General features: G+C 72.5%; 19 protein-coding genes. 12 read left to right on the top strand and 7 right to left on the bottom strand.

Annotated elements, in window-relative coordinates; all coding sequences use genetic code 11:
- Positions 1–7: 7 nt before the first annotated feature.
- Positions 8–1,393, bottom strand: coding sequence for a carboxylesterase family protein (locus tag AB0M59_RS50760; protein WP_364630723.1), 1,386 nt, complete (start codon positions 1,391–1,393; stop codon positions 8–10).
- Between the two features lie 48 nt (positions 1,394–1,441).
- Here AB0M59_RS50760 and AB0M59_RS50755 point away from each other — a divergent pair, with 48 nt between their 5' ends.
- From AB0M59_RS50755 to AB0M59_RS50740, 4 genes are read left to right on the top strand one after another with little or no spacing between them, the layout of a single operon-like run.
- Positions 1,442–1,918: a hypothetical protein gene (locus AB0M59_RS50755; protein ID WP_364630721.1), complete on the top strand. Its 477-nt coding sequence runs from the start codon at positions 1,442–1,444 to the stop codon at positions 1,916–1,918.
- A gap of 59 nt (positions 1,919–1,977) precedes the next feature.
- A complete protein-coding gene (locus AB0M59_RS50750; RefSeq protein ID WP_364630718.1) occupies positions 1,978–2,385 on the top strand; it encodes a nuclear transport factor 2 family protein in 408 nt (135 codons plus the stop codon).
- Between the two features lie 33 nt (positions 2,386–2,418).
- Entirely contained in the window at positions 2,419–4,302 is a 1,884-nt protein-coding gene (locus tag AB0M59_RS50745; RefSeq protein WP_364630715.1) for a Na+/H+ antiporter, read from the top strand.
- Positions 4,303–4,312: 10 nt separating this feature from the next.
- Positions 4,313–4,999 (top strand): histidine phosphatase family protein, encoded by a 687-nt coding sequence (locus AB0M59_RS50740; protein ID WP_364630712.1) that lies wholly within the window; start codon positions 4,313–4,315, stop codon positions 4,997–4,999.
- On the opposite strand, the gene AB0M59_RS50735 is transcribed toward AB0M59_RS50740, so the two are convergent.
- On the bottom strand, positions 4,983–5,729 hold the full coding sequence (locus AB0M59_RS50735; protein WP_364630710.1) for an ABC transporter permease: 747 nt from the start codon (positions 5,727–5,729) through the stop codon (positions 4,983–4,985). The two genes, AB0M59_RS50740 and AB0M59_RS50735, sit on opposite strands and share 17 nt — an antisense overlap.
- A 16-nt stretch (positions 5,730–5,745) precedes the next feature.
- Positions 5,746–6,219, bottom strand: coding sequence for an MmpS family transport accessory protein (locus tag AB0M59_RS50730; RefSeq protein WP_364630708.1), 474 nt, complete (start codon positions 6,217–6,219; stop codon positions 5,746–5,748).
- A 178-nt stretch (positions 6,220–6,397) separates the two neighbouring features.
- Here AB0M59_RS50730 and AB0M59_RS50725 point away from each other — a divergent pair, with 178 nt between their 5' ends.
- The 4 genes from AB0M59_RS50725 (at position 6,398) to AB0M59_RS50710 (ending at position 10,205) form a co-directional block, all read left to right on the top strand.
- The gene (locus AB0M59_RS50725) at positions 6,398–7,435 is read left to right on the top strand and encodes a helix-turn-helix domain-containing protein (protein WP_364630705.1); all 1,038 of its coding nucleotides are present in this window, start codon (positions 6,398–6,400) and stop codon (positions 7,433–7,435) included.
- A 105-nt stretch (positions 7,436–7,540) separates the two neighbouring features.
- Positions 7,541–8,518 (top strand): LacI family DNA-binding transcriptional regulator, encoded by a 978-nt coding sequence (locus tag AB0M59_RS50720; protein ID WP_364630702.1) that lies wholly within the window; start codon positions 7,541–7,543, stop codon positions 8,516–8,518.
- A gap of 397 nt (positions 8,519–8,915) precedes the next feature.
- Positions 8,916–9,497: a DNA-binding protein gene (locus tag AB0M59_RS50715; protein ID WP_364630699.1), complete on the top strand. Its 582-nt coding sequence runs from the start codon at positions 8,916–8,918 to the stop codon at positions 9,495–9,497.
- 51 nt (positions 9,498–9,548) lie between these two features.
- Positions 9,549–10,205, top strand: a complete 657-nt coding sequence (locus AB0M59_RS50710) for an RES family NAD+ phosphorylase (protein WP_364630696.1) — start codon at positions 9,549–9,551, stop codon at positions 10,203–10,205.
- Here AB0M59_RS50710 and AB0M59_RS50705 read toward each other — a convergent pair.
- The 4 genes from AB0M59_RS50705 to AB0M59_RS50690 are packed head-to-tail and all read right to left on the bottom strand — an operon-like array spanning position 10,187 to position 14,142.
- Positions 10,187–10,822, bottom strand: a complete 636-nt coding sequence (locus AB0M59_RS50705) for a haloacid dehalogenase-like hydrolase (RefSeq protein ID WP_364630693.1) — start codon at positions 10,820–10,822, stop codon at positions 10,187–10,189. The two genes, AB0M59_RS50710 and AB0M59_RS50705, sit on opposite strands and share 19 nt — an antisense overlap.
- The gene (locus tag AB0M59_RS50700; RefSeq protein WP_364630690.1) at positions 10,815–11,147 is read right to left on the bottom strand and encodes a hypothetical protein; all 333 of its coding nucleotides are present in this window, start codon (positions 11,145–11,147) and stop codon (positions 10,815–10,817) included. Before AB0M59_RS50700 ends, AB0M59_RS50705 begins: the two co-directional genes overlap by 8 nt.
- 36 nt (positions 11,148–11,183) lie before the next feature.
- A complete protein-coding gene (locus AB0M59_RS50695; RefSeq protein WP_364630687.1) occupies positions 11,184–13,127 on the bottom strand; it encodes a S9 family peptidase in 1,944 nt (647 codons plus the stop codon).
- A 52-nt stretch (positions 13,128–13,179) separates the two neighbouring features.
- The gene (locus AB0M59_RS50690; protein WP_364630684.1) at positions 13,180–14,142 is read right to left on the bottom strand and encodes a TerC family protein; all 963 of its coding nucleotides are present in this window, start codon (positions 14,140–14,142) and stop codon (positions 13,180–13,182) included.
- A 304-nt stretch (positions 14,143–14,446) separates the two neighbouring features.
- On the opposite strand from AB0M59_RS50690, the gene AB0M59_RS50685 reads away from it, so the two are divergent.
- From AB0M59_RS50685 to AB0M59_RS50670, 4 genes are read left to right on the top strand one after another with little or no spacing between them, the layout of a single operon-like run.
- On the top strand, positions 14,447–17,314 hold the full coding sequence (locus AB0M59_RS50685) for an alpha/beta fold hydrolase (RefSeq protein ID WP_364630682.1): 2,868 nt from the start codon (positions 14,447–14,449) through the stop codon (positions 17,312–17,314).
- A complete protein-coding gene (locus AB0M59_RS50680) occupies positions 17,311–18,243 on the top strand; it encodes an ABC transporter permease subunit (RefSeq protein ID WP_364630679.1) in 933 nt (310 codons plus the stop codon). Before AB0M59_RS50685 ends, AB0M59_RS50680 begins: the two co-directional genes overlap by 4 nt.
- The gene (locus tag AB0M59_RS50675) at positions 18,243–18,716 is read left to right on the top strand and encodes a hypothetical protein (RefSeq protein WP_364630676.1); all 474 of its coding nucleotides are present in this window, start codon (positions 18,243–18,245) and stop codon (positions 18,714–18,716) included. Before AB0M59_RS50680 ends, AB0M59_RS50675 begins: the two co-directional genes overlap by 1 nt.
- 31 nt (positions 18,717–18,747) lie before the next feature.
- Positions 18,748–19,488: an enoyl-CoA hydratase/isomerase family protein gene (locus AB0M59_RS50670; protein ID WP_364630674.1), complete on the top strand. Its 741-nt coding sequence runs from the start codon at positions 18,748–18,750 to the stop codon at positions 19,486–19,488.
- Positions 19,489–19,699 lie beyond the last annotated feature (211 nt).

The following is a 19,699-nucleotide window of genomic DNA, read 5'->3' as shown; positions in this document are numbered from 1 at the left end:
CCCCGGCTCAGTCCCAGAGGAGGCGCTGCTCGCGGTCCGGATCGGACACCGTCGCGGAGACGTCGTCGAAGATCCGCGTCTGGCGATCGGCCGTCGTGTAGGGCGGCCAGCCCGGATCCCCGGCCGCGATGAACCGGACCCAGGCGCCGATCATCTCCGTCGCGATCGCCTGCATCCGCTCGGCCGGGAACGTCCGGCCGGCGAAGAGGAACCGCCAGTTCTTGTTGCGGATGTCGTCGAACACCAAGGGCAGGTCGAGCCCGTGCGGCGCGCCGAGACCGCGGCCGCGCGGGGCGATGCGCCAGTCCAGCCGGTACATCCACGCGTCCGGCTGCTTCTCGGCGAACCGGATCGCCGGGATCCACCAGTCCCCCGCGGTCAACGCGCGGTTGCGGACCTGGTCCGCCGGCCAGTCGAGCAACTCCCCGTACGCCGCGACGGCCTTCTCGATCTCGGCGGCGTCCAGCATCGTCGAACCGACGCCCAGCAGCTTCGCGCCGCCCGACTGCAGCCAGCTGAACAGGTCTTCCTCGTCGGCCGTCGTCCCGATGAGCAGCGGGACGTCGCGGACGCTGTCCAGCGGGCGTTCGGGCAGCAGCTCGTCCCCGACGACCACGCGATAGGTCACCTTGGTCCCGGAGACCGCTGAAACCCGTTGCTGCGCCTCGAGAATCTTCTTGACGGGCAGCGTGGCGAGGTCTTCCGGGACGGCGTCCAGTTCGGAAAGGACCGCCGAAGCGATCGCCGCGCCTTCGGCCGGCGTGTGCACGACCGAGCCGACGCCGGTGCCGCTCTGCACGATCGCCTGCCGCACGAGCCCGCGCGTGGCGGGCACGGCCAGCAGCGTCCCGACGGTGCGGCCGCCGTTGGACTGCCCGGCGAGCGTCACGCGGTCCGGGTCGCCGCCGAACGCGCCGATGTTGTCCCGCACCCACGCCAGCGCGGCGACCTGGTCGCGCAGGGACAGGTTGGCGTCGGCGACGCCGGGCAGGTGCAGCATGCCGAGCACCCCGAGCCGGTAGGCGACGGTCACGACGACGACGCCTCGCCGCGCGTACGCGGACCCGTCGAACTGGTGCGGCGCGCCCATCACGCCGCCCCCGCCGTGGATCCACACCAGCACCGGGTAGGAGCCGGGCGACGCCGGGGCGTAGACGTTCAGGTACAGGCAGTCCTCGTCGCCGGTGAAGCCCCGGCCGGTCAGCTCCGGCTGCGGCGCCCTGGGTGCCCACTCGACGGCCTCGCGGAGACCGGACCAGCGCGGCGCCGGCCGGGGCGCGCGGAACCGCAGCTCCCCCACCGGCGGCTCGGCGTAGGGCACGCCGAGGAAGGTCCTGACCCCGTCCCGCTCGGACCCGCGCAGGGCGCCGGCCGCGATCTCCACCGTCGTCACGCTTCCAGCCTAAGCGCCGGATGACGAAGATCAGCGAGAATGCCCGGCATGGTGATCCGCGTCCTGGGAGCGATCCTGCTCCTCGCCCTGGCCGCGTTCGGCGGCATCCTGACGCTGGCGGGCATCGGGGAGCAGCACGCCGTCGACACCACCTACGTCGCCGACTTCGGGCGGTCCGGTGAGGAGTGCGGATCGGGCCCGATGCATTTCGACGAGTCCGACGGCGAGGTGCTGACCTGCCTCCCCGGCGGGTCCTCGGCGGGCTTCCCGGGCTTCTCCGACGAGCAGAACGGCGAGATCGAAACGCTCGCGAAGCAGCTCGGCGCGGACACACTTTCGGAAGCGGACCAGGCCCGGGTCCAGCAGCGCGTCGACGACTTCGCCGCGACCGTGCCGGACTCGGCCCGGCCGCGCTACGACGAGGGCTTCACCTTCGTCCCGTTGCGCGGCACCTGGCTCGCCGTGGCGGGTGGCGTCCTGGTCGTCGGCAGCCTCCTCGGCTTCCGCTTCCTCCTGCGCCGGTGAGACTTGCGCCGGAGCGCGCTCCAGGGTGTTCACTGACGCACACACCTGGGGAGGGAACCATGAGCGCGACCGAGAACAAGCAGCTCCTGCGCGACGTGTTCGACGCGTGGGCGACCGGTGACCTGCGGCCCCTGCTGGCCGCGATGGGCGACGACGTCGCCTGGACGCTCACCGGCCACAACAGCTGGTCCGCCACGTACCGCGGCAAGGACGCCGTCCGCCACGAACTGCTCGCCCCGCTCGGGAAGCAGTTCGCCGACACCTACACCAGCACCGCGAGCCGGTTCGTCGCCGAGGACGACGTCGTCGTGGTCGAAACCCGGGGCCGCGTCACCACCAAGGCGGGGCCTCGGTACGACAACAAGTACTGCTTCGTCTTCCGGCTCGAAGGCGGGAAGATCCGCGAGATCACCGAGTACCTGGACACCCAGCTGGTCGCCGAGGTGCTCACCGACCCGGCCAGGTGACACCCGGGCCGGCGGACGGGTAATGATTACCCCGTGCACATAGCGGCAGAGATAGTGGCGCTGGTCGTGACCGTCCTCGTCGTCAGCGCGGTGGCGCGGCGGCTGGACTGGTCCGCCCCGCTGTGCCTGATCGTCGTCGGCGTGGGCGCGTCGTACGTCCCCGGGGTGCCCGAGTACCACCTCGACCCCGAGGTCGTGCTGCTCGGCCTGCTCCCGCCGCTGCTGTACTCGGCGGCCATCCAGACGTCCCTGGTCGACTTCCGGAAGAACCGCGGGGCGATCGGGCTCATGTCGGTCGGGCTGGTCGTGTTCACCGCGATCGGCGTCGGGCTCGTCGCCTGGGCCGTGATCCCCGGCCTCCCCCTGGCCGGCGGGATCGCGCTCGGGGCGATCGTCGCCCCGCCGGACGCGGTCGCGGCCAGCGTCGTCGCCCGCCGGGTCGGCATGCCCCGCAAGCTGATCCGGCTGCTCGAAGGCGAGAGCCTGTTCAACGACGCGGCCGCGCTGGTCGCCCTGCGCACGGCCATCGCCGCGCTCGCCGGCTCGGTCAGCTTCTGGCAGGTCGGCGCCGACTTCCTGCGCGCGGCCATCGGCGGGATCGTGCTCGGGCTGGTCGTCGGGTTCGTGGCCGCGTTCATCCGCGCCCGGCTCAACGAACCGGTGCTGGACACCGCGCTGTCGTTCGCGGTGCCGTTCATCGCCTACATCCCGACCGAGGCGATCCACGGGTCCGGCGTGCTCGCCGTGGTCGTCGCCGGGCTCATCCTGGGGCACAAGGCACCGAAGATCCTCTCCGGCTCGGCCCGGCTGGCCAGCAGGCTGAACTGGCAGACCATCGCGTTCCTCCTGGAGAACATGGTCTTCCTGCTGATCGGCCTGCAGCTGCGGCGGATCCTGTCCGAAGTCGGCGAATCCGGGCTGTCGCTGGCCATGCTGACCTGGATCTGCGTGGCGGTGCTCGCCGCGACGATCCTCACGCGGATGCTGTGGCTCATCGGTATCGGCACCGTGAAGCGGCTGGAACGGCGGCTGCTGCCGACCAAGGCGAGGGCCAAGATCTGGCCCTGGCGCTACTCGGCGGTGATCTCCTGGGCGGGCATGCGCGGGGTCGTCACGCTCGCCGCGGCCTTCGTGCTGCCGGCGGACACCCCGCAGCGGGCCGTGCTGGTGCTCGCCGCGTTCGTCGTCGTGGCCGGCACGCTCGCCGTGCAGGGCATGACGCTGCCGCCGCTGATCCGGCGGCTGCGCCTGCCGCGACCGGACCCGGCGGAGGACGCGCTGCAGGAAGCGTCCGTGCTGCACGACATGACCACCGCGGCGCTGGCGAAGCTCGAGGACATCCAGCGGCCGGACGACCCGCCGGAGATCATCCAGCGCATCCGCGACCGGCTGCAGAACCGCTCCGACTCCGCCTGGGAGCAGCTCGGCAGGCAGAGCGTCCTCGCCGAGACGCCGAGCGACGCTTACCGCCGCCTGCGGATCCAGCTCCTCGAAGTGGAACGCGAGCAGTTCCTGAAGGCTCGTGACGCCGGCAGCGCCGACGACGACGTCCTGCGCAAGGTCCTGGAACGGCTGGACATCGAAGAGTCCATGCTGGACCGGGACGAAGAGGAGCCCAGCGTGGAAGGCCGCGAGCTGCGCACCCCGGCCGCGACGGCCGGTTCGTGCAAGCACCTGGCCCACGAGTGGACCGACAAGGAGCCCAGCTCGGAGGACGCGTGCGCCGCCTGCCTCGAGGAAGGCACGACGTGGGTGCACCTGCGGATGTGCCTCAAGTGCGGCAACGTCGCCTGCTGCGACTCTTCGCCGCGCCGGCACGCCACCCGGCACTTCCACGAAAGCCGGCATCCGGTGATGCGCAGCTTCGAGCCGGGCGAGACGTGGCGATGGTGTTTCGTGGACAAGCAACTCGGCTAACCTCGGGGCCATGAGCACGCCCGAGCAGGAGATCGAATACCGCCAGCACCGCTTCAGCCCGCCGCCGGGCGCGACGGAGATCTTCCTGGTGCGGCACGGCGAGTCCGCGCCTGCTCGCGGGGACAACCCCTTCGAGCTGGTCGACGGCCAGGCCGACCCGGAGCTCGCGCCCGACGGCCGCGACCACGCCCGGCGCGTCGGCGACCGGCTGGCCGGCGAGCGGATCGACGCGATCTACGTGACGACGCTGCGCCGCACGGCGGAGACCGCGGCGCCGCTGGCCGAAAAGCTCGGGATCACCCCGGTCGTCGAGCCGGACCTGCGCGAGGTCCACCTGGGCGACTGGGAGAACGGCCTCTTCCGGAAGTACACGACCGAAGACCACCCGATCGTCGAACGGCTGTGGACCGAGCAGCGCTGGGACGTCATCCCGGGCGCGGAGTCCGACGAGCGGTTCGGCGCCCGGCTGCGCGGCGCGCTGACGCGGATCGCCGCCGCGCACCCCGACCGGCGCGTCGCGGTGTTCACCCACGGCGGCGTGATCGGCGAGGTGTTCGCGCAGGCCAGCCGCTCGGTGGAGCGGTTCGCGTTCCTCGGTGCCGACAACGGGTCGATCTCGCACCTGGTGCTGCACGGCGACAACTGGATCATCCGGCGCTTCAACGACACCGGCCACCTGGCTACCCCGCTCGGCTGAGCTTCCCGGCCGCGACGCACTGCACGGTCACCAGGATCGAGACGGCTTCCGCGGCGAGCAGCCCGATCAGGACCAGCACCTGCGTCAGACCCGCCTGGATCGGCCCGGCGCCGCCCAGCAGCACGCCGACGTAGGCGCCCGGCAGCGTCACCAGGCCGACCGTGCGGGTCTGGTCCAGTGCCGGGATCAGCGCGTGCCCGGCCGACGGGCGGCAGATCTCCAGCGCGGCCGGTCGGGGCATGAACCCGAGGGCGAGGGCGGCTTCGTACTCGCCGTGGCGGGCCTTCAGCTCGTCGAGCGCCCGGCGCGCGGCCTGCGACGTCGCGGTCATCGCGCCGCCGATGACGATGCCGGCGATCGGCACGACCGCGATCGGCCGGAAGGGGACCACCCCGGCGCCCAGGACCAAGGCGAGCACCGGCGCGACGCCGGCCGCGATCGCCAGCGCCGTCCACGGCAGGTTCGCCCAGGTGCCGGCGCGGCGTGCCGACGTCACCGCGGCGATGGCGAACATCAGCAGCACGAACAGGCCGGTGAACGGAGCCGACCGCAGGACGGCGGTGATCACCAGGGAGACCAAGGCCAGCTGCACGACCGCCCGGACGGCGGCGATGAGCACATCGCGTCCGCGGCCGAGGCCGCCGGCCTGGACGACCGCGGTGCCGGCGACGGCGAGCAGGACCAGCACCGCCACGAGGGCGGGCCCGAAGGTGATCGCGGCGTCGTTCACGCCGCCCATGGTGCCCTCAGACGGCGCAGCTGAACTGGCGGCCCGGCTCGACGACGGTCTTCTCGGCGACGACGACCCCGTCGACGACGATCCGGCAGCGCAGCTCGCCGGGCCCGGGGTTGCGGGCGGCGATGCTGTAGAACTCGGTGCGGCCGGCCGGGCCGACGCGGGTGAACTCCGCCGACCACGGCGTCGTCACCTCGGCGTGCTGGGTCAGCGCCGAGCCCGCGGCGGCGTACGTGACGTCCTGGGCGCCGTGCGCGCCGAGCAGCTCGTAGACGACGGAGTGGCTCGTGGTGGCGACCGCGGCCGGGACGACCGGCGCGGCCACCGGCTCCTCCTTGGCCGGCCCGCGCGCGGACCGGGGCACGACGAACGCCGTGACCGCGATGGCCGCGGCGAGCACGCCCAGGACGACCACGACGCTGCCGGCCGACCTGGCGCGGCGCGGGCAGTCACGGCCGGGCGGGATCGCGGTGGGAACACCCATGGAGAGGTCTTCTCTCGTCGCGCGCACTTCCGTCGAGTGCGTCGTCTACATCTCGCCGTGACTTCACTGCGCGTTAGCCGTGATTTCCGAGATGTCCAACTTTCACCCAATCGGGTGCCCCGGCCGTCCGGTCGGTTTCACGCTGTTTTTGTCGGACCCCGGGTGCATCATCGGGGGCGTGTACGAAGAGGTGGCACCACCGGGGCCGTTGGCGGGCGTGGCGCGATGCGTGTGGCGGTCGGCTTCGGCGGGGCCGAAGCGGATCGTCCCCGACGGCTGCCTGGACCTGGTCGTCGGCGACGGCGGGGTGTTCATCGCGGGCCCGGACACGGCGGCGTGGTCGTCGGTGACCCGGCCCGGGGCGGAGCTGCGCGGTGTCCGGTTCACGCCGGGACGGGCACCGGCGGTCCTGGGCGTGGCGGCCGACGAGCTGCGCGACCGCCGGGTGTCGCTGGGCGAGTTGTGGGGGCGCGCGGGGGAGGTGCTGGCGGAGCGGTTGCTGTCGGGCGAGCTGACGCCGGCGCAAGCGGTTGCGTCGCGGTTGTCGGAGGTGTCACGGCTGTCGGAGGTGCCGCCGGCGGATCCGGCGGTGGCGGCGTTGATCGCGCGGATGGACGCGGGGGCTGCGCGGGTTTCCGAAGCGGCGGCGATGGTGGCGGGGGCCGCGGTGCTCGCCCGAGGGGGCGCGAGCCCAGAGCAAGCCGCCGCGATGCTCACCCGAGGCGGCGCTAGCCCGGAGCAAGCCGCCGCGATGCTCACCCGAGGCGGCGCTAGCCCGGAGCAAGTCGCCACGGTGCTCGCCCGAGGGGGCACGGATCCGGCGCAGGCCGCCGCGCTGCTCGCCCAGGAAGGTGCGAACCCGGCCCGAGCCGCCGCGCTGCTCGGCCGGGCGGACCCGACCCGATCCGCGCCGGATGTCGCGGCCGGGCGGCTCGAAGAGCCCTTCGCGGTGGGCGAGCGGCGGCTGCGGCGGCGCTTCGTCCAAGCCGTCGGGTACGGGCCGGCCACCTACCTCCGCGTCACCCGCTTCCAGCGCGCCGTCGCGCTGGCTCCGCGCGCCCCCGGGCTGGCCGCGCTGGCCGCCGCCGCGGGGTACTCCGATCAAGCTCACCTCAGCCGGGACTGCCGGGCGCTGACCGGCCTCACGCCTCGCGCCTACTTCCCCGCACCCTCCACTGTGGACTTGACACCCAGTGATCGGCTCCGTTCGGCGTAACCCCTGCGGGCAACCGGAAGTGGGCCCTCACCCGAGAAGGTAAGCGGACGGTAAACGACTACCAAGAGCGCTATCCTCCCTTCGACCAGTGATCAGGGAGGGCGTGTGGCCACCATCAGCGACGTCGCGGCCAGGGCCGGCGTCTCCACGGCGACCGTGTCGCGCGCGCTCAACGGCAAGTCCACTGTGGACCCGATGCTCGCCGCGCGCGTCCAGGAAGCCGCCGCCGAGCTCGGCTATCACCCGAACGGGCTGGCGCGGAACCTCCGCCGCCAGGAGACCGCGGTCCTCGCGCTGATCATCTCCGACGTCGAAAACCCGTTCTTCACGGCCATCGCGCGCGGCGTCGAGGACCTCGCGCAGCGGTCGGGCTACTCCGTCGTGCTCTGCAACTCCGACGAGAACGAGGACAAGGAGCGGCGCTACATCGAGGTCGCGCTGCAGGAGCGGGTCGCCGGGGTGGTGCTGTCGCCGACCGGCCGGTCGACGAACGTCGAGGGCCTGCGCCGCCAGGGCACGCCGCTGGTGGCGGTGGACCGCCCGTTGCCGGCCGACGCGGGCGACCAGGTCCTGGTCGACACGCGCCAGGCGGCCGCCGAAGCCACGCGGCACCTGCTGACCGGCGGCTACCGTCGCGTCGGCTGCCTGACGGGGCCCGCCGGCGTCCGCACCGCCGACGACCGCCTGGCCGGGTACGCCGACGTCGTCGGCGAAGCGAACGTCGTGTCCCGGCGCGCGGAGTACCGCGCCGAGGGCGCCCGGCTGGCGGCGCTGGAGCTGCTGGACGAGCCGTCCCCGCCGGACGCGCTCCTGGTCGCGAACAGCACGATGGCGATCGGCGTGCTGGAGGCGCTGTCGTCACGCGGCCTGCGGTCGGGCCGCGACGTCGGCATCGTGTCGTTCGACGACGCCCCGTGGACGACGCTCATCGACCCGCCGCTGACGGTGGTCGCCCAGCCCGCGTACGAGGTCGGCCGCGTGGCGGCGCAACTCCTGCTGGCGAGGATCACCGACAGCAGCCGCGAAGCGACGACCACGACGCTCGAGGCACGGCTGATCGAGCGCAAGAGTTCCCGTCGCTGACACCGGGCAGGCCGCACCCGGAGGTCGGCTCGCGTACCTGGAGAGCCGGCTCGTGCGCACTCAAGGGGTCGCGTGGAGCGACGTGCCCAGGGGGCCGGCTCGTGCCAGGCCCCCCAGGCACGCCCCACCCCCTGTGTCCCCCATGACCGGCGTCAAACCCGCCGGATCCTGTGAGCACGGAGCGGAAATCGTTTACTCACACGGAACGTAAGGCCAGGACCCCGCACTGTCAAGCCTGGACAACGTCCTCCGATGCGGTCAAACTGACCGGAAGTTGCCTACTCAACGTGTTGATTGATGTGCGGTAAGTGTCGATCTCTGGTGAATTCACCCACAGTCAGGGCAAGAAACCGCACGAACCCGCACACGCGCGCTGTTTCGGGTTAACCTGAGCCACATGTCTGTAGCGCTGGAGAACATCCTCGCCAAGGCGGGCCTGAAGGTCGACGCGAACGAGTTCCTCACGCTCGTCGAAGACGCGGCGCGCCGACTGTCCCCACCGAATCCGGATCCCTCGCACTACTTCTCCGCCGACCAGCGCGCCGCGCTCACCGACGTCGGCCTCGATCTTTCGCCGCACCGCGAGGGCGAACCCGACTTCCGCGCCCGCACGGTGGCCGCCCACGCGGTGCTCGCCGAAGGCGCGCTCAGCGTCAACGAGGCGGCCAGGGCCCTCGGCGTCGACGACAGCCGGATCCGCCACCGCCTCAAGGAAGGCAGGCTGACCGGCTGGAAGGACGGCGGCTGGCGCCTGCCGGCGTGGCAGTTCGCCGGCTCGGGCGTGCTGCCCGGCCTCGAAGTCGTCCTCAAAGCCCTCCCCGACGACCAGCCCGCGCTCGTCGTCGCCGCGTTCATGAGCACCCCGCAGCCCGACCTGGTCATCAACGAGCATCCGGCGACCCCGCGGCAGTGGCTCCTGTCCGGGGGTGACCCGGACCACATCGCCCGCCTCATCGCCATGCTCGGCTCGCCGTTCTAGGCTGGAGCGCCCCGAGCAAGATCACCGACAAGGACGGACCACCCCCGACCCATGGCCCGGCTACCGCTGCCGCCCGCCCGATCCGTCCTGGTCCGGCAGCTGAACCGCGCCAACGACGTGGTGACGGTCCAGCCCGCGACCAGGCTGGTACGGATCTTCACCGCGCACGGCAACCACCCCCAGCAGTGGAACTCGTTCCGCTACACCGGCCCGCTCCCGCACGGCCGGTTCGACCAGCAGTCGCCCGGCCGCGGCGGCGCACCGGTCACCGACCCCGCGAACGGGGTCCTCTACTTCGGCCTCACAGTCCGCACCTCGGTCGCCGAGGTCTTCCAGACGAGCTCGGCGGTCGACCGCCGCACGCGCGGCCCCCGGCTGGTCGTCGTCCGCCCCACGCGCACGCTGCGCCTGCTCGACCTGACCAGCCTGTGGCCGACGCGGGTGGGCGCGTCGCAGGAGATCTCGAGTGGCCCGAAGAAACTGACGCAGGCTTGGGCCCGCGCGATCCGCGGCGCGTTCAGCGACCTCGACGGCCTCTGGTACCGCTCCTCGATGGACTCCGGCGACCCGGCGATCTGCCTGTGGGACCCGCCGGCGGGCGCGGCGCTGCCGATCGCCCCGGACGTGCTGCTGCCGCTGGACCACCCGGGCCTGGACGTCCCGCTCGGCCGGGTCTGCGAAGAGCTGAACTACACGCTGCTGAACTGAGCTTCGAGCAGCGGGACGATCGCCCGCAGGTCATCGCCGTCGACGAGGTGCGTCGCGACGGCGCGGGCGTCGGGGCTCGCGTTGAAGCCGATGCTCGTCCCGACGGCGGCGAAGAGCGGCAGATCCGACCGGCTGTCCCCCACCGCGACGCACCGCTCGGGCGCGATGCCTTGGGACAGCGCGAAGTCGCGTTTGCCGAACTCGTCCAGGTGCTCGGCGACGGCGCCGGTGTAGCGGCCACCCACCGCCTCCGGCACCGGCCCGCAGTAGGCGGCGAACCCGAACCGGCCGGCGAGCATGCGGCCCACCGGGGTCCACGCGAGCGTGGTGAGGATCGGGCGCAGGCCGCGGTCACGGCACCACGCCACCGTCTCGGCGATCCCGGCGACCAGCGGCAGCGTTTCCAGCCGGGCCCGGATCTCTGCCTCGGTGTGTCCGGCCCAGCCGCGGGCGTCGATCACCGACGCCTCCTGGTTGGTCATCCGCCCCGCCGCGTACGCCGCTTCGGCCGCGACGAGCTCGGCCTCGTGGCCCAGCGCCGCGGCCACCCAGGCGCACGAACTCGTGCCGGGCACGAGGGTGCCGTCGACGTCGAAGCAGACCAGCCCGTCAGCCAAGGGTGCCTCGCGGGCACACGAACCCGACGATCTCCGACGCGATCAACCCGGCCTGCTCGGCCGGGTCGGCGTCGAGGATCGCCCGGGTCTCCGCCTCCGACGTCCGGAAGAACGCCACGCCCGTCACCGGCAGCGCCGCCGACGGCTCGGGGACCGACCCCGCGAACAGCACCGTCCCCGCCGCCTGCTGCTGCCGCGCCGACGACAGGTGCCGCGCCCGCAGCTCCCGGGCCATCTCCTCGGAGATCTCCGCCGCGCGGGGACCCGCCCGGAACAAGACCATCCGCCACGTCTCGAGCTCGAAGTCCACCTCGGGCACCGTCATGAGACGACGTTCGCAGGCGCCCGGCGGCAAAACAAGCTACAGGTGCCGGCTCCACCACTCGAGGATCGCGTCGAAGCGCTGCACCCGGTGCCGCGGCCGGCCCGACCGGGACAGCTCGTGACCCTCACCCGGGAACAACACCATCTCCGCCGGCGCGCCCGCCCGCCGCAGCGCGACGAACATCCGCTGCGCCTGCTCCAGCGGGCAGCGCCAGTCCTGCTCCGAATGCACCACCGCGAACGGGATCTCGATCCGCGCGGCGTAGGAAAGCGGCGAACGCTCGCGCTGCACTTCCGGGTCGGCGCCGATGTACGCGTCGACGAACGTGTAGCCGATGTCGGAGCTGCCGACCATCGAGTCCCACGCGTTGACCGCGCGCTCGCTCCACGCCGCCTTGAAGCGCTCGCCGTGGTGGGCCGCCAGCCAGCTCGTCATGAACCCGCCGTACGAACCGCCCATGATGCCGACGCGCGAGGCGTCGAGGTCCGGCCGCTCCAGCGCCTTGTCCAGCAGCGCCAGGACGTCGTCGACGTCGACCGTGCCGAAGCCGTGCGTGATCGCGTGGCCGTGGGTCTGCCCGTAGCCCGCCGAGCCGCGCGGGTTGCCGAGCACCACCGCGTAGCCTGCGGCCGCGAACACCTGCGCCTCGTCGAACACCGCCCAGTCCTGCTGGGTGAACGGGCCGCCGTGCACCACGCGCAGCACCGGGTGCGGGCCCTCGCCCTCGGGCAGCACCAGCCAGCCGTGCACCGGGTAGCCGTCCGGCGCCGTGGTCTCCAGCTCGATCATCGGCCGGATTCCCTTGTCGCGCAACGGCTTCGAATAGTCCGTCAGGACCTGCGGCTCACCGTCGCGGAGAAGCACGACCTCACCCGCGGTCGACGGCGTCGCGAGCACCGCCGCCAGCACCGAGCCGTCCAGCGTGAACGACCGCAGCGCCGTGCGGTCCGCGTAGACCACCGGCAGGTCGGCCAGCGGGGCGTCCGCGGCGTCGACGGGGACCGCGCGCAGCTCCACCGCGCCGCGGTTGCGGACGGCCACGAGCACGTCGCCTTCGCGCGGCGCCGGCGGGCCCGCCGAGGTCTCGCAGTCCACGGTTTCGATGTCGGTGAGCCGGCGCGCCTTCACCGGGCCGGCGCCGAACTCCGGCGTCGCCGAGTAGAGACCGGTCATCGCGGCTTCGTGGTGCTCCGCGAAAGACTGTCCGAAGTAGAACAACGTGCCGTCGGCGGCGAACACCGGGCGCTCCGAGTACCCCTCGCCCCGCACGACGACCTCGGGCTCTCCGCCTGAAGCGGAGATCGCGCAGACGTCGCGGAAGTCGCTCTCGGCCGCGCCCCACTCCGGCGGCGCGGTGAAGACGACGCGGGTGCCGTCCGGCGTCCACACCGGGTGGGTCACGTCGAAGCCGTCACCGGTCAGCGGCTCGGGCTCCGCCAGGTCCTCCGCCAGCGCGTCGACGACGAACAGCCGCTGCATGCGGTCGCGCAGGAACCCGATGTCGTCGATCCGGTAGTCCATGCGCGTGATCCGGCGCGGGGCCTCGGCGGCCGGCTCCGGCGTCTCGTCGTCGGCGTCGGGCGTCCCGTACCGGCCGGCTTCGGGCACGCGTGCGGTGAAGGCGATCCGCCGCGAGTCCGGCGCCCACACCGGCTCGCCGGCGCCGAGGTGCAGCGACGTCAGCCGGCGCGCGTCACCGCCGTCGGCCGGCATGACGTGCAGCTGCGGGCTGCCGTCGGCGCCCTTGCCCTCCCCCGCGCGGAGGAACGCCACCCAGCGCCCGTCCGGGGAGATCGACGGCGCCGAGTCGCGCGGACCGTGCGTCCACGCGGACTCGCCGCCGTCGAGCGAGACGCGCCGCAGCGAGCTGTGCGCGGCGTTCGTCTTCAGGTCGGGCTTCTTCAGCGGGGTGAGCAGCAGGTTCCCGCGCAGCGCGGGACGGCCGGGGACGACGAGGGCTTCGATGTCGGCAGGACGCACGTCCTCGACCGTACCCGAAATCCTTAGCTCTGCGAACGACCTTCGTCGGGACTTACGCGGCGACCTGCTTGCGTTCGTCGCGCCGGGCCTTCGCCAGGCTGGCCACCGTGGTCACGGTGAGCACGACGATGATGACGCCGAGGGAGACCCAGTTGTTGATGTCCAGCCAGTCCGGCACGACGTGGTACTCGTGCAGGGCGTGCAGGAACAGCTTCGCGCCGATGAACGCGAGGATCACCGCGAGGCCGTAGGTCAGGTAGACCAGCTTCGTCACCAGCCCGCCCAGCAGGAAGTACAGCTGCCGCAGGCCCATCAGCGCGAACGCGTTGGCGGTGAAGACGAGGAACGCCTCCTGCGTGATGCCGAAGATCGCCGGGATCGAGTCGACCGCGAAGAGCAGGTCCGCCGAGCCGATGGCCACGATCACCAGCAGCATCGGCGTGATCATCCGCTTGCCGTTCAGCTTCACCGTGTAGTGGTGGCCGTGGTAGTCGTCGGTCACCGGGGCGAACTTGCGCACCTGCCGGGTGACGGCGTTCTCGTGGTACTCCTCGTCCTCACCCTTGCCGCGCAGCATGCTGACCGCGGTCCAGACCAGGATCGCGCCGAAGAGGAAGAACACCCAGACGAACTGCGCGATCAGCGCGGCGCCGATGGCGATGAAGACGCTGCGGAAGGCCAGCGCGAGCAGGATGCCGACCAGCAGCACGCGGTGCTGGTGGATGGCGGGCACCTTGAACGACGCCATGATGATCATGAAGATGAACAGGTTGTCGACGCTCAGCGAGTACTCGGTGATGTACCCGGTGAAGAACTCGACGCCCGGGTCGTGCCCGGCGAAGAACCACACGCCCGCACCGAAGAAGACCGCGCAGGAGACGTAGAAGATCACCCAGCGAGCGGCTTCCCCCGTGGTCACTTCGTGCGGCTTGCGATCGACGATGACCAGGTCCAGCGCGATGAGCGCGAGCAGGCCGCCGATCGTGGCGATCCACAGCCACAGGGGGACAGTCATGGAACCGAAACCTCCGGATAGTGCGCATGAGCAACTAACCGGAGGTCTCTCCCGCCGGCGAAAACACCGGCCGACGGTGCCGGGGGCGCAAGGCCACCGTGCTGACGACACCGCCGCGAAGGAATACTCCCCTCACAGCGCGTCCAGTTTGCCGGTTCTCCCCGCCCGAGCGCCAGCCGGAATCGCCCACGTCACCAGGTTGGTCCTGTAATTTCGGTCACCTCGGTCCACCAGGCGGTCACGAGCGTGTGATCGACGTGAGCCGGTGAGGGCACTCTCAGGAAACTTCACATACGGTCACCTCGTGCCCCGACTCCCGCTCCCGCGTACCCGCGGAGCCCGCCTCACCGCGCTCGCCGCCGTCGTCGTGGTCCTGGCCGCCGGCGCGGTCTTCTGGATCACGCGGCCCGCGGCGCCCCCGCCGGTGCCCACGCAGGACGCGTTGATCGACATGCCCGCCGCGCCCGGCTCGGCGGAGCAGGTCAAGATCGACACGACCACCTACCTGCCCGCGACCGTGCCCGCACCGGCGGTGCTGCTCGCGCACGGCTTCGGCGGGGACAAGAACAGCGTCGCCGACGACGCCCGTGAGCTCGCGCGGAAGGGCTTCGTCGTCATGACGTGGTCCGCGCGCGGGTTCGGCAAGAGCACCGGCAAGATCGGCCTGAACGACCCGGACGGCGAGGTCGCCGACGCGAGCCGCCTGATCGACCGGCTCGTCGCGCAGCACCAGGTGACCACCGACGCCAGCGGCGACCCGAAGATCGCCGTCACCGGCGCTTCCTACGGCGGCGCGCTCTCGCTGCTGCTGGCCGGCACGGACAAGCGCGTCGACGCGATCGCCCCGGTGATCACCTACAACGACCTCGCGCAGGGCCTGGTCCCGAACGCGGCCACACCCGGGCTCCAGGCCTCGGGCACCCCGGCCGCCGGCGCCTTCGCGACCGACGGTGTCTTCAAGAAGAGCTGGGCCGGCATCTTCTTCTCGGCCGGCTCGGGCGCCGCGTCCAGCGGCTCGCCGTCGGCCGAGGCGCCGGAAGCCGGGCAGCAGACGGACGCGGGGTCGACGGGAGCCGCCGGCACCGCCGCGGCGGCCGCCGTCCCCGCCGTGCCCCCGGGCGCGGGCGGAGGTCGCCAGAGCGGCCCGGCCGACCCGTGCGGCCGGTTCACCGCCGCCGTCTGCCGCGCTTACACCGAACTCGGCACCACCGGGCAGGCGAGCCAGGCCAGCGTGGACTTGCTGCGTCGCGTCTCCCCCGTGTCGGTGACGAACAAGATCTCCGTGCCGACCCTGCTCGTCCAGGGCGAGAGCGACACCCTGTTCGGCCTCGACCAGTCCGACGCCACCGCGCGCCAGATCACCGCGGCGGGCGGCAAGGTGCGCACCATCTGGTACACCGGCGGCCACGACGGCGGCAAGCCCGGACCGCAGCTGCGCGGGAAGATCGCGGACTTCCTGTGGACGGCCGTCGACGGCGGCGACCCGGGCACCGGGTTCAGCTACGACGTCCAGGGCACGTTGCGCGCCAACGGAACGCCGTCGGTCCGCACGGTCAACGCGGACACCTATCCCGGCCTCACCGGCCCGGCCACCGAACGCCGGCTGCTGGCGATGACCGGGCCCGCGCAGGCGATCGTGCGCCCGGCCGGGGCGAACCCCTCGGCGGTGAGCGGGATCCCCGGCCTCAACGGCGTCGCGAGCAGCACGTCGCGGCTGGGCGCGCTGTTCAGCAACGACCCGCCGGGCCAGGCCGCGCAGTTCACGACCGCGCCGGTGGACGCGCAGGTCGTCGTCAGCGGCGCCTCGACCGTGCGGCTGCAGGTCGCCGCGGACCCGGCGCACCCGCAGCCGGACGCGGTGCTGTTCGCGAAGCTCTACGACGTCGGCCAGGACGGCTCCCGGGTGCTGCCGGCCAACGCGATCGCGCCGTTCCGCGTGAGCGGGCTGCCCGCCGACGGCACGCCGGTCGACGTCACCGTGACGCTGCCCGGCATCGTCCGGCCGATCGAGGGCGGGCACTCGCTGCGCCTGGTGATCGGCACGACCGACCAGGCGTTCGCGACCCCGGCCGCGCCCGCGGTGTTCCGCGTCGCGCTCGCCGGCGGCACAGCTTTGGCGGTGCCGGTCGTACCCGGCACGTCCGTCGGCTCGCCGGCCCCGGTCGGGCAGCTGGTCGGCATCGGCGTGACGCTGGCGATCGGCCTGGCCGTGGTGCTGTTCGCGGCGCTGCGCCGCCGCCGGGCCACCGACATCGACCCGGAGCTCGCCACGACGCCGCTGGTCATCGAGGGGCTGCGCAAGGAGTACCCGGGCGGGTTCGTCGCGGTGAACCACCTGTCCTTCCGCGTCGAGCCGGGCCAGGTGCTCGGCCTGCTCGGACCGAACGGCGCGGGCAAGACGACCACGCTGCGGATGCTGATGGGCCTGATCACGCCGACGAAGGGCCACATCCGGGTCTTCGGGCACAAGATCACCGCGGGCGCTCCGGTGCTTTCGCGCATCGGGTCGTTCGTCGAGGGTTCGGGTTTCCTGCCGCACCTGTCCGGCCGGGCGAACCTCGAGCTGTACTGGGCGGCCACCGGACGCCCCGCGGACAAGGCGCACTTCGGCGAAGCACTGGAGATCGCCGGGCTCGGCAGCGCGGTCGACCGCCGGGTCCGGACCTACAGCCAGGGCATGCGGCAGCGGCTGGCGATCGCGCAGGCGATGCTCGGGCTGCCGGAGCTGATGGTGCTCGACGAACCCACCAACGGGCTCGACCCGCCCCAGATCCACCAGATGCGCGAGGTGCTGCAGCGGTACGCCGCGACCGGCCGCACCGTGGTGGTGTCCAGCCACCTGCTGGCCGAGGTCGAGCAGACCTGCACGCACGTCGTGGTCATGCACCGCGGCGCGCTGGTCGCCTCGGGCGAGGTCGGCGAGCTGGCCGCGGCCGGCGGCGAGGCGACGTTCCGGGTCGACGACCCGGCCGCGGCCGCCGCCGCGCTGAAGGCGAACGGCGGGGTCACCTCGGTCGACGTCGACGGCGACCTCGTGCACGCCGACCTCGACGGGCTGCCGCGCGCCGAGGCGGTCGCGGCGCTGGTCCGCGCCGGCGTCGCCGTGGAACAGGCCGGGCCGAGGCGCCGGCTGGAAGACGCGTTCCTGCAACTGGTCGGAGATGAGTCGTGAACAGCTCGCAATCGGGTGTGCACACCGACCCGCACGCGCTCGACGAGCTGAGCGACGTCGCGTCGCACGAGCACGCCGAGGTCGGCCCGGACGGCGCCGTCGCCGGGTACTCCGCGCGGCGGACGCTGCGGCTCGGCGTCGAGCTGCGGCGCCAGCTCAAGCGGCGGCGCACGCAGTTCCTGCTCGGGTTCGTCGCCCTCCTGCCGTTCATCCTGGTGATCGCGTTCGAGGCCGGGCAGTCGAACCCGAACCGGCGCAGCGGCGGGTTCGTCGACCTGGCCACGGCGTCCGCGCCGAACTTCGTGGTGCTGGCGCTGTTCGTGTCGGGGACGTTCCTGCTGCCGATGATCGTCGCGCTGTTCTTCGGCGACACGATCGCGAGCGAGGCGTCGTGGTCGAGCCTGAAGTACCTGCTGGCGGTCCCGGTGCCGCGGCAGCGGGTGCTGCGGCAGAAGGCGATCGTGTCCGGGCTGCTGTCGGCGGCGGCGCTGATCCTGCTGCCGCTGGTCTCGCTCGGCGTCGGGGTGCTCTGGTACGGCGCGGGCGACGCGATCAGCCCCACGGGCGACGCGGTGTCGTTCGGCAACAGCCTGCTGGCCATCGCACTGTCCACTGTGTACATCATCCTGCAGCTGGCCTGGGTGGCCGGGCTGGCGCTCGCGCTGAGCGTGTCGACGGACGCCCCGCTCGGCGCGGTCGGCGGCGCGGTGCTGGTGGCGATCCTGTCGCAGATCCTGGACCAGATCACGGCGTTGGAGGGGCTGCGCAACTACCTGCCGACGCACTACGCGTTCTCCTGGATGGACCTGATCTCGACCGACGTCGACTGGAGCAACCTGGCCAGCGGCATGCTCTCGGCGGTCATCTACGGGACGGTGTTCTTCCTCTACGCCGGGCGGCGGTTCGCGCGCAAGGACATCACCAGCTGATGACCGCCACGGTGGAAGGCCACCAGCCGCCCGCACCGCTGGTGAAGGCGTTCAACGCGGTGCTCCGCGCGGTGCTGCCGAGCCCGCTCGGGCGCGGGGTCCGCGAGTTCATGCTGCTCGCCTTCACCGGGCGCCGGTCCGGACGGCACTACCGGGTCCCGGTGACCGCGCACCGCGACGACGGCGGGCTCTACGTGCTCACCCCCGCCGGCTGGCGGCTGAACTTCACCGGCGGCGTGGACGCCGACGTGACGTTCGCCGGGCGGACCACGCCGATGCACGGCGTCCTCGTCGAGGACGAGGACGCCGTCGTGCGCACCTACCTGGACCGGATCACCGGACTCGGGCTGCGCGGGGCGGCGCGGCAGATCGGCCTGAAGTTCCCGGCCGGCCGGCTGCCGACGGCGGGCGAGGTCACCGAGTTCGTACGGCGGGAGCACTTCGGCGTCATCCGGTTGAGCGGGAGAACCTGAGCGGACCGCCGCGCCGGGGTACGGTCGGCGCGTGCCGATCACCCTGGAAAGCCACCGCGACGTCGCCGTGCTGCGGATCGACCACGGCAAGGCCAACACCCTCGACAGCGACTCCTGCCGCGAGCTCGTGCTCCGGTTGGACGAGGCTTCGCCGGCCCGCGCCGTGGTGCTCACCGGCACCGGCCGCATCTTCTCCGCGGGCGTCGACCTCAAGCGGATCCACGACGGCGGCGCGGCGTACGTGTCGGAGTTCCTGCCGTTGCTGTCCGACGCGCTGCTGGCCGTGTTCGGCTTCCCGCGTCCGGTGGTCGCCGCGCTGAACGGGCCCGCCATCGCCGGCGGCGCCGTGCTCGCCGCCGCGTGCGACCACCGCGTGCTGGGGTCCGGCACCATCGGCGTGACCGAGCTGCTGGTCGGGGTGCCGTTCCCGCTGTCCGCGCTGGAGATCCTGCGGTGCGCCTACGGCACGGCGCCGCTGCCCTCGCTCACCTACTCGGGAGCCGTCCACGGCGGCGAGGACGCCCTCGCGCGCGGGCTGGTCGACGAGCTGGCCGCGCCGGACGACGTGCTCGAGCGGGCGCTGGCCGTCGCGGCCCGGCTCGGCGAGCTGCCCGCCGAGCCGTTCGCGCACACCAAAGCCCAGATCCGCCAGCCCTTCCACGAGCGGATCGCCGAACACCGCCACACCGACGACCTCGAGGTCGAGCGGCTGTGGCGCTCCCCCGCGGCGCTCGCCGCCGTCAAGTCCTATGTGGACGAGGTGCTCCGCTAGTGTCGCGCGCGGCAAGTTTGTCGGCGTTCGGGCCGCCGGAGCCAGGGCGCCCGCCGAGCCCGGGTCAGGCTCGATAGCCCGGACCAAAGGTCTTGAATGAGTCATTCAAGACCTCCGACCTGGATCCACCGATGTGTTTTGTGGTGATCTTGAGGCCGGGTTGTTGATCTTGTGGTGGGTGGTGGGCGTGCGTGATCGTGCTGGCTGGTCC

Origin of the sequence: Amycolatopsis sp. NPDC051371, assembly GCF_040682155.1 — a bacterium.
Taxonomy (GTDB): Bacteria; Actinomycetota; Actinomycetes; order Mycobacteriales; family Pseudonocardiaceae; genus Amycolatopsis.
Note: the sequence above shows the minus strand (reverse complement) of the source record. Positions and strands in the feature narration are given on the sequence as shown.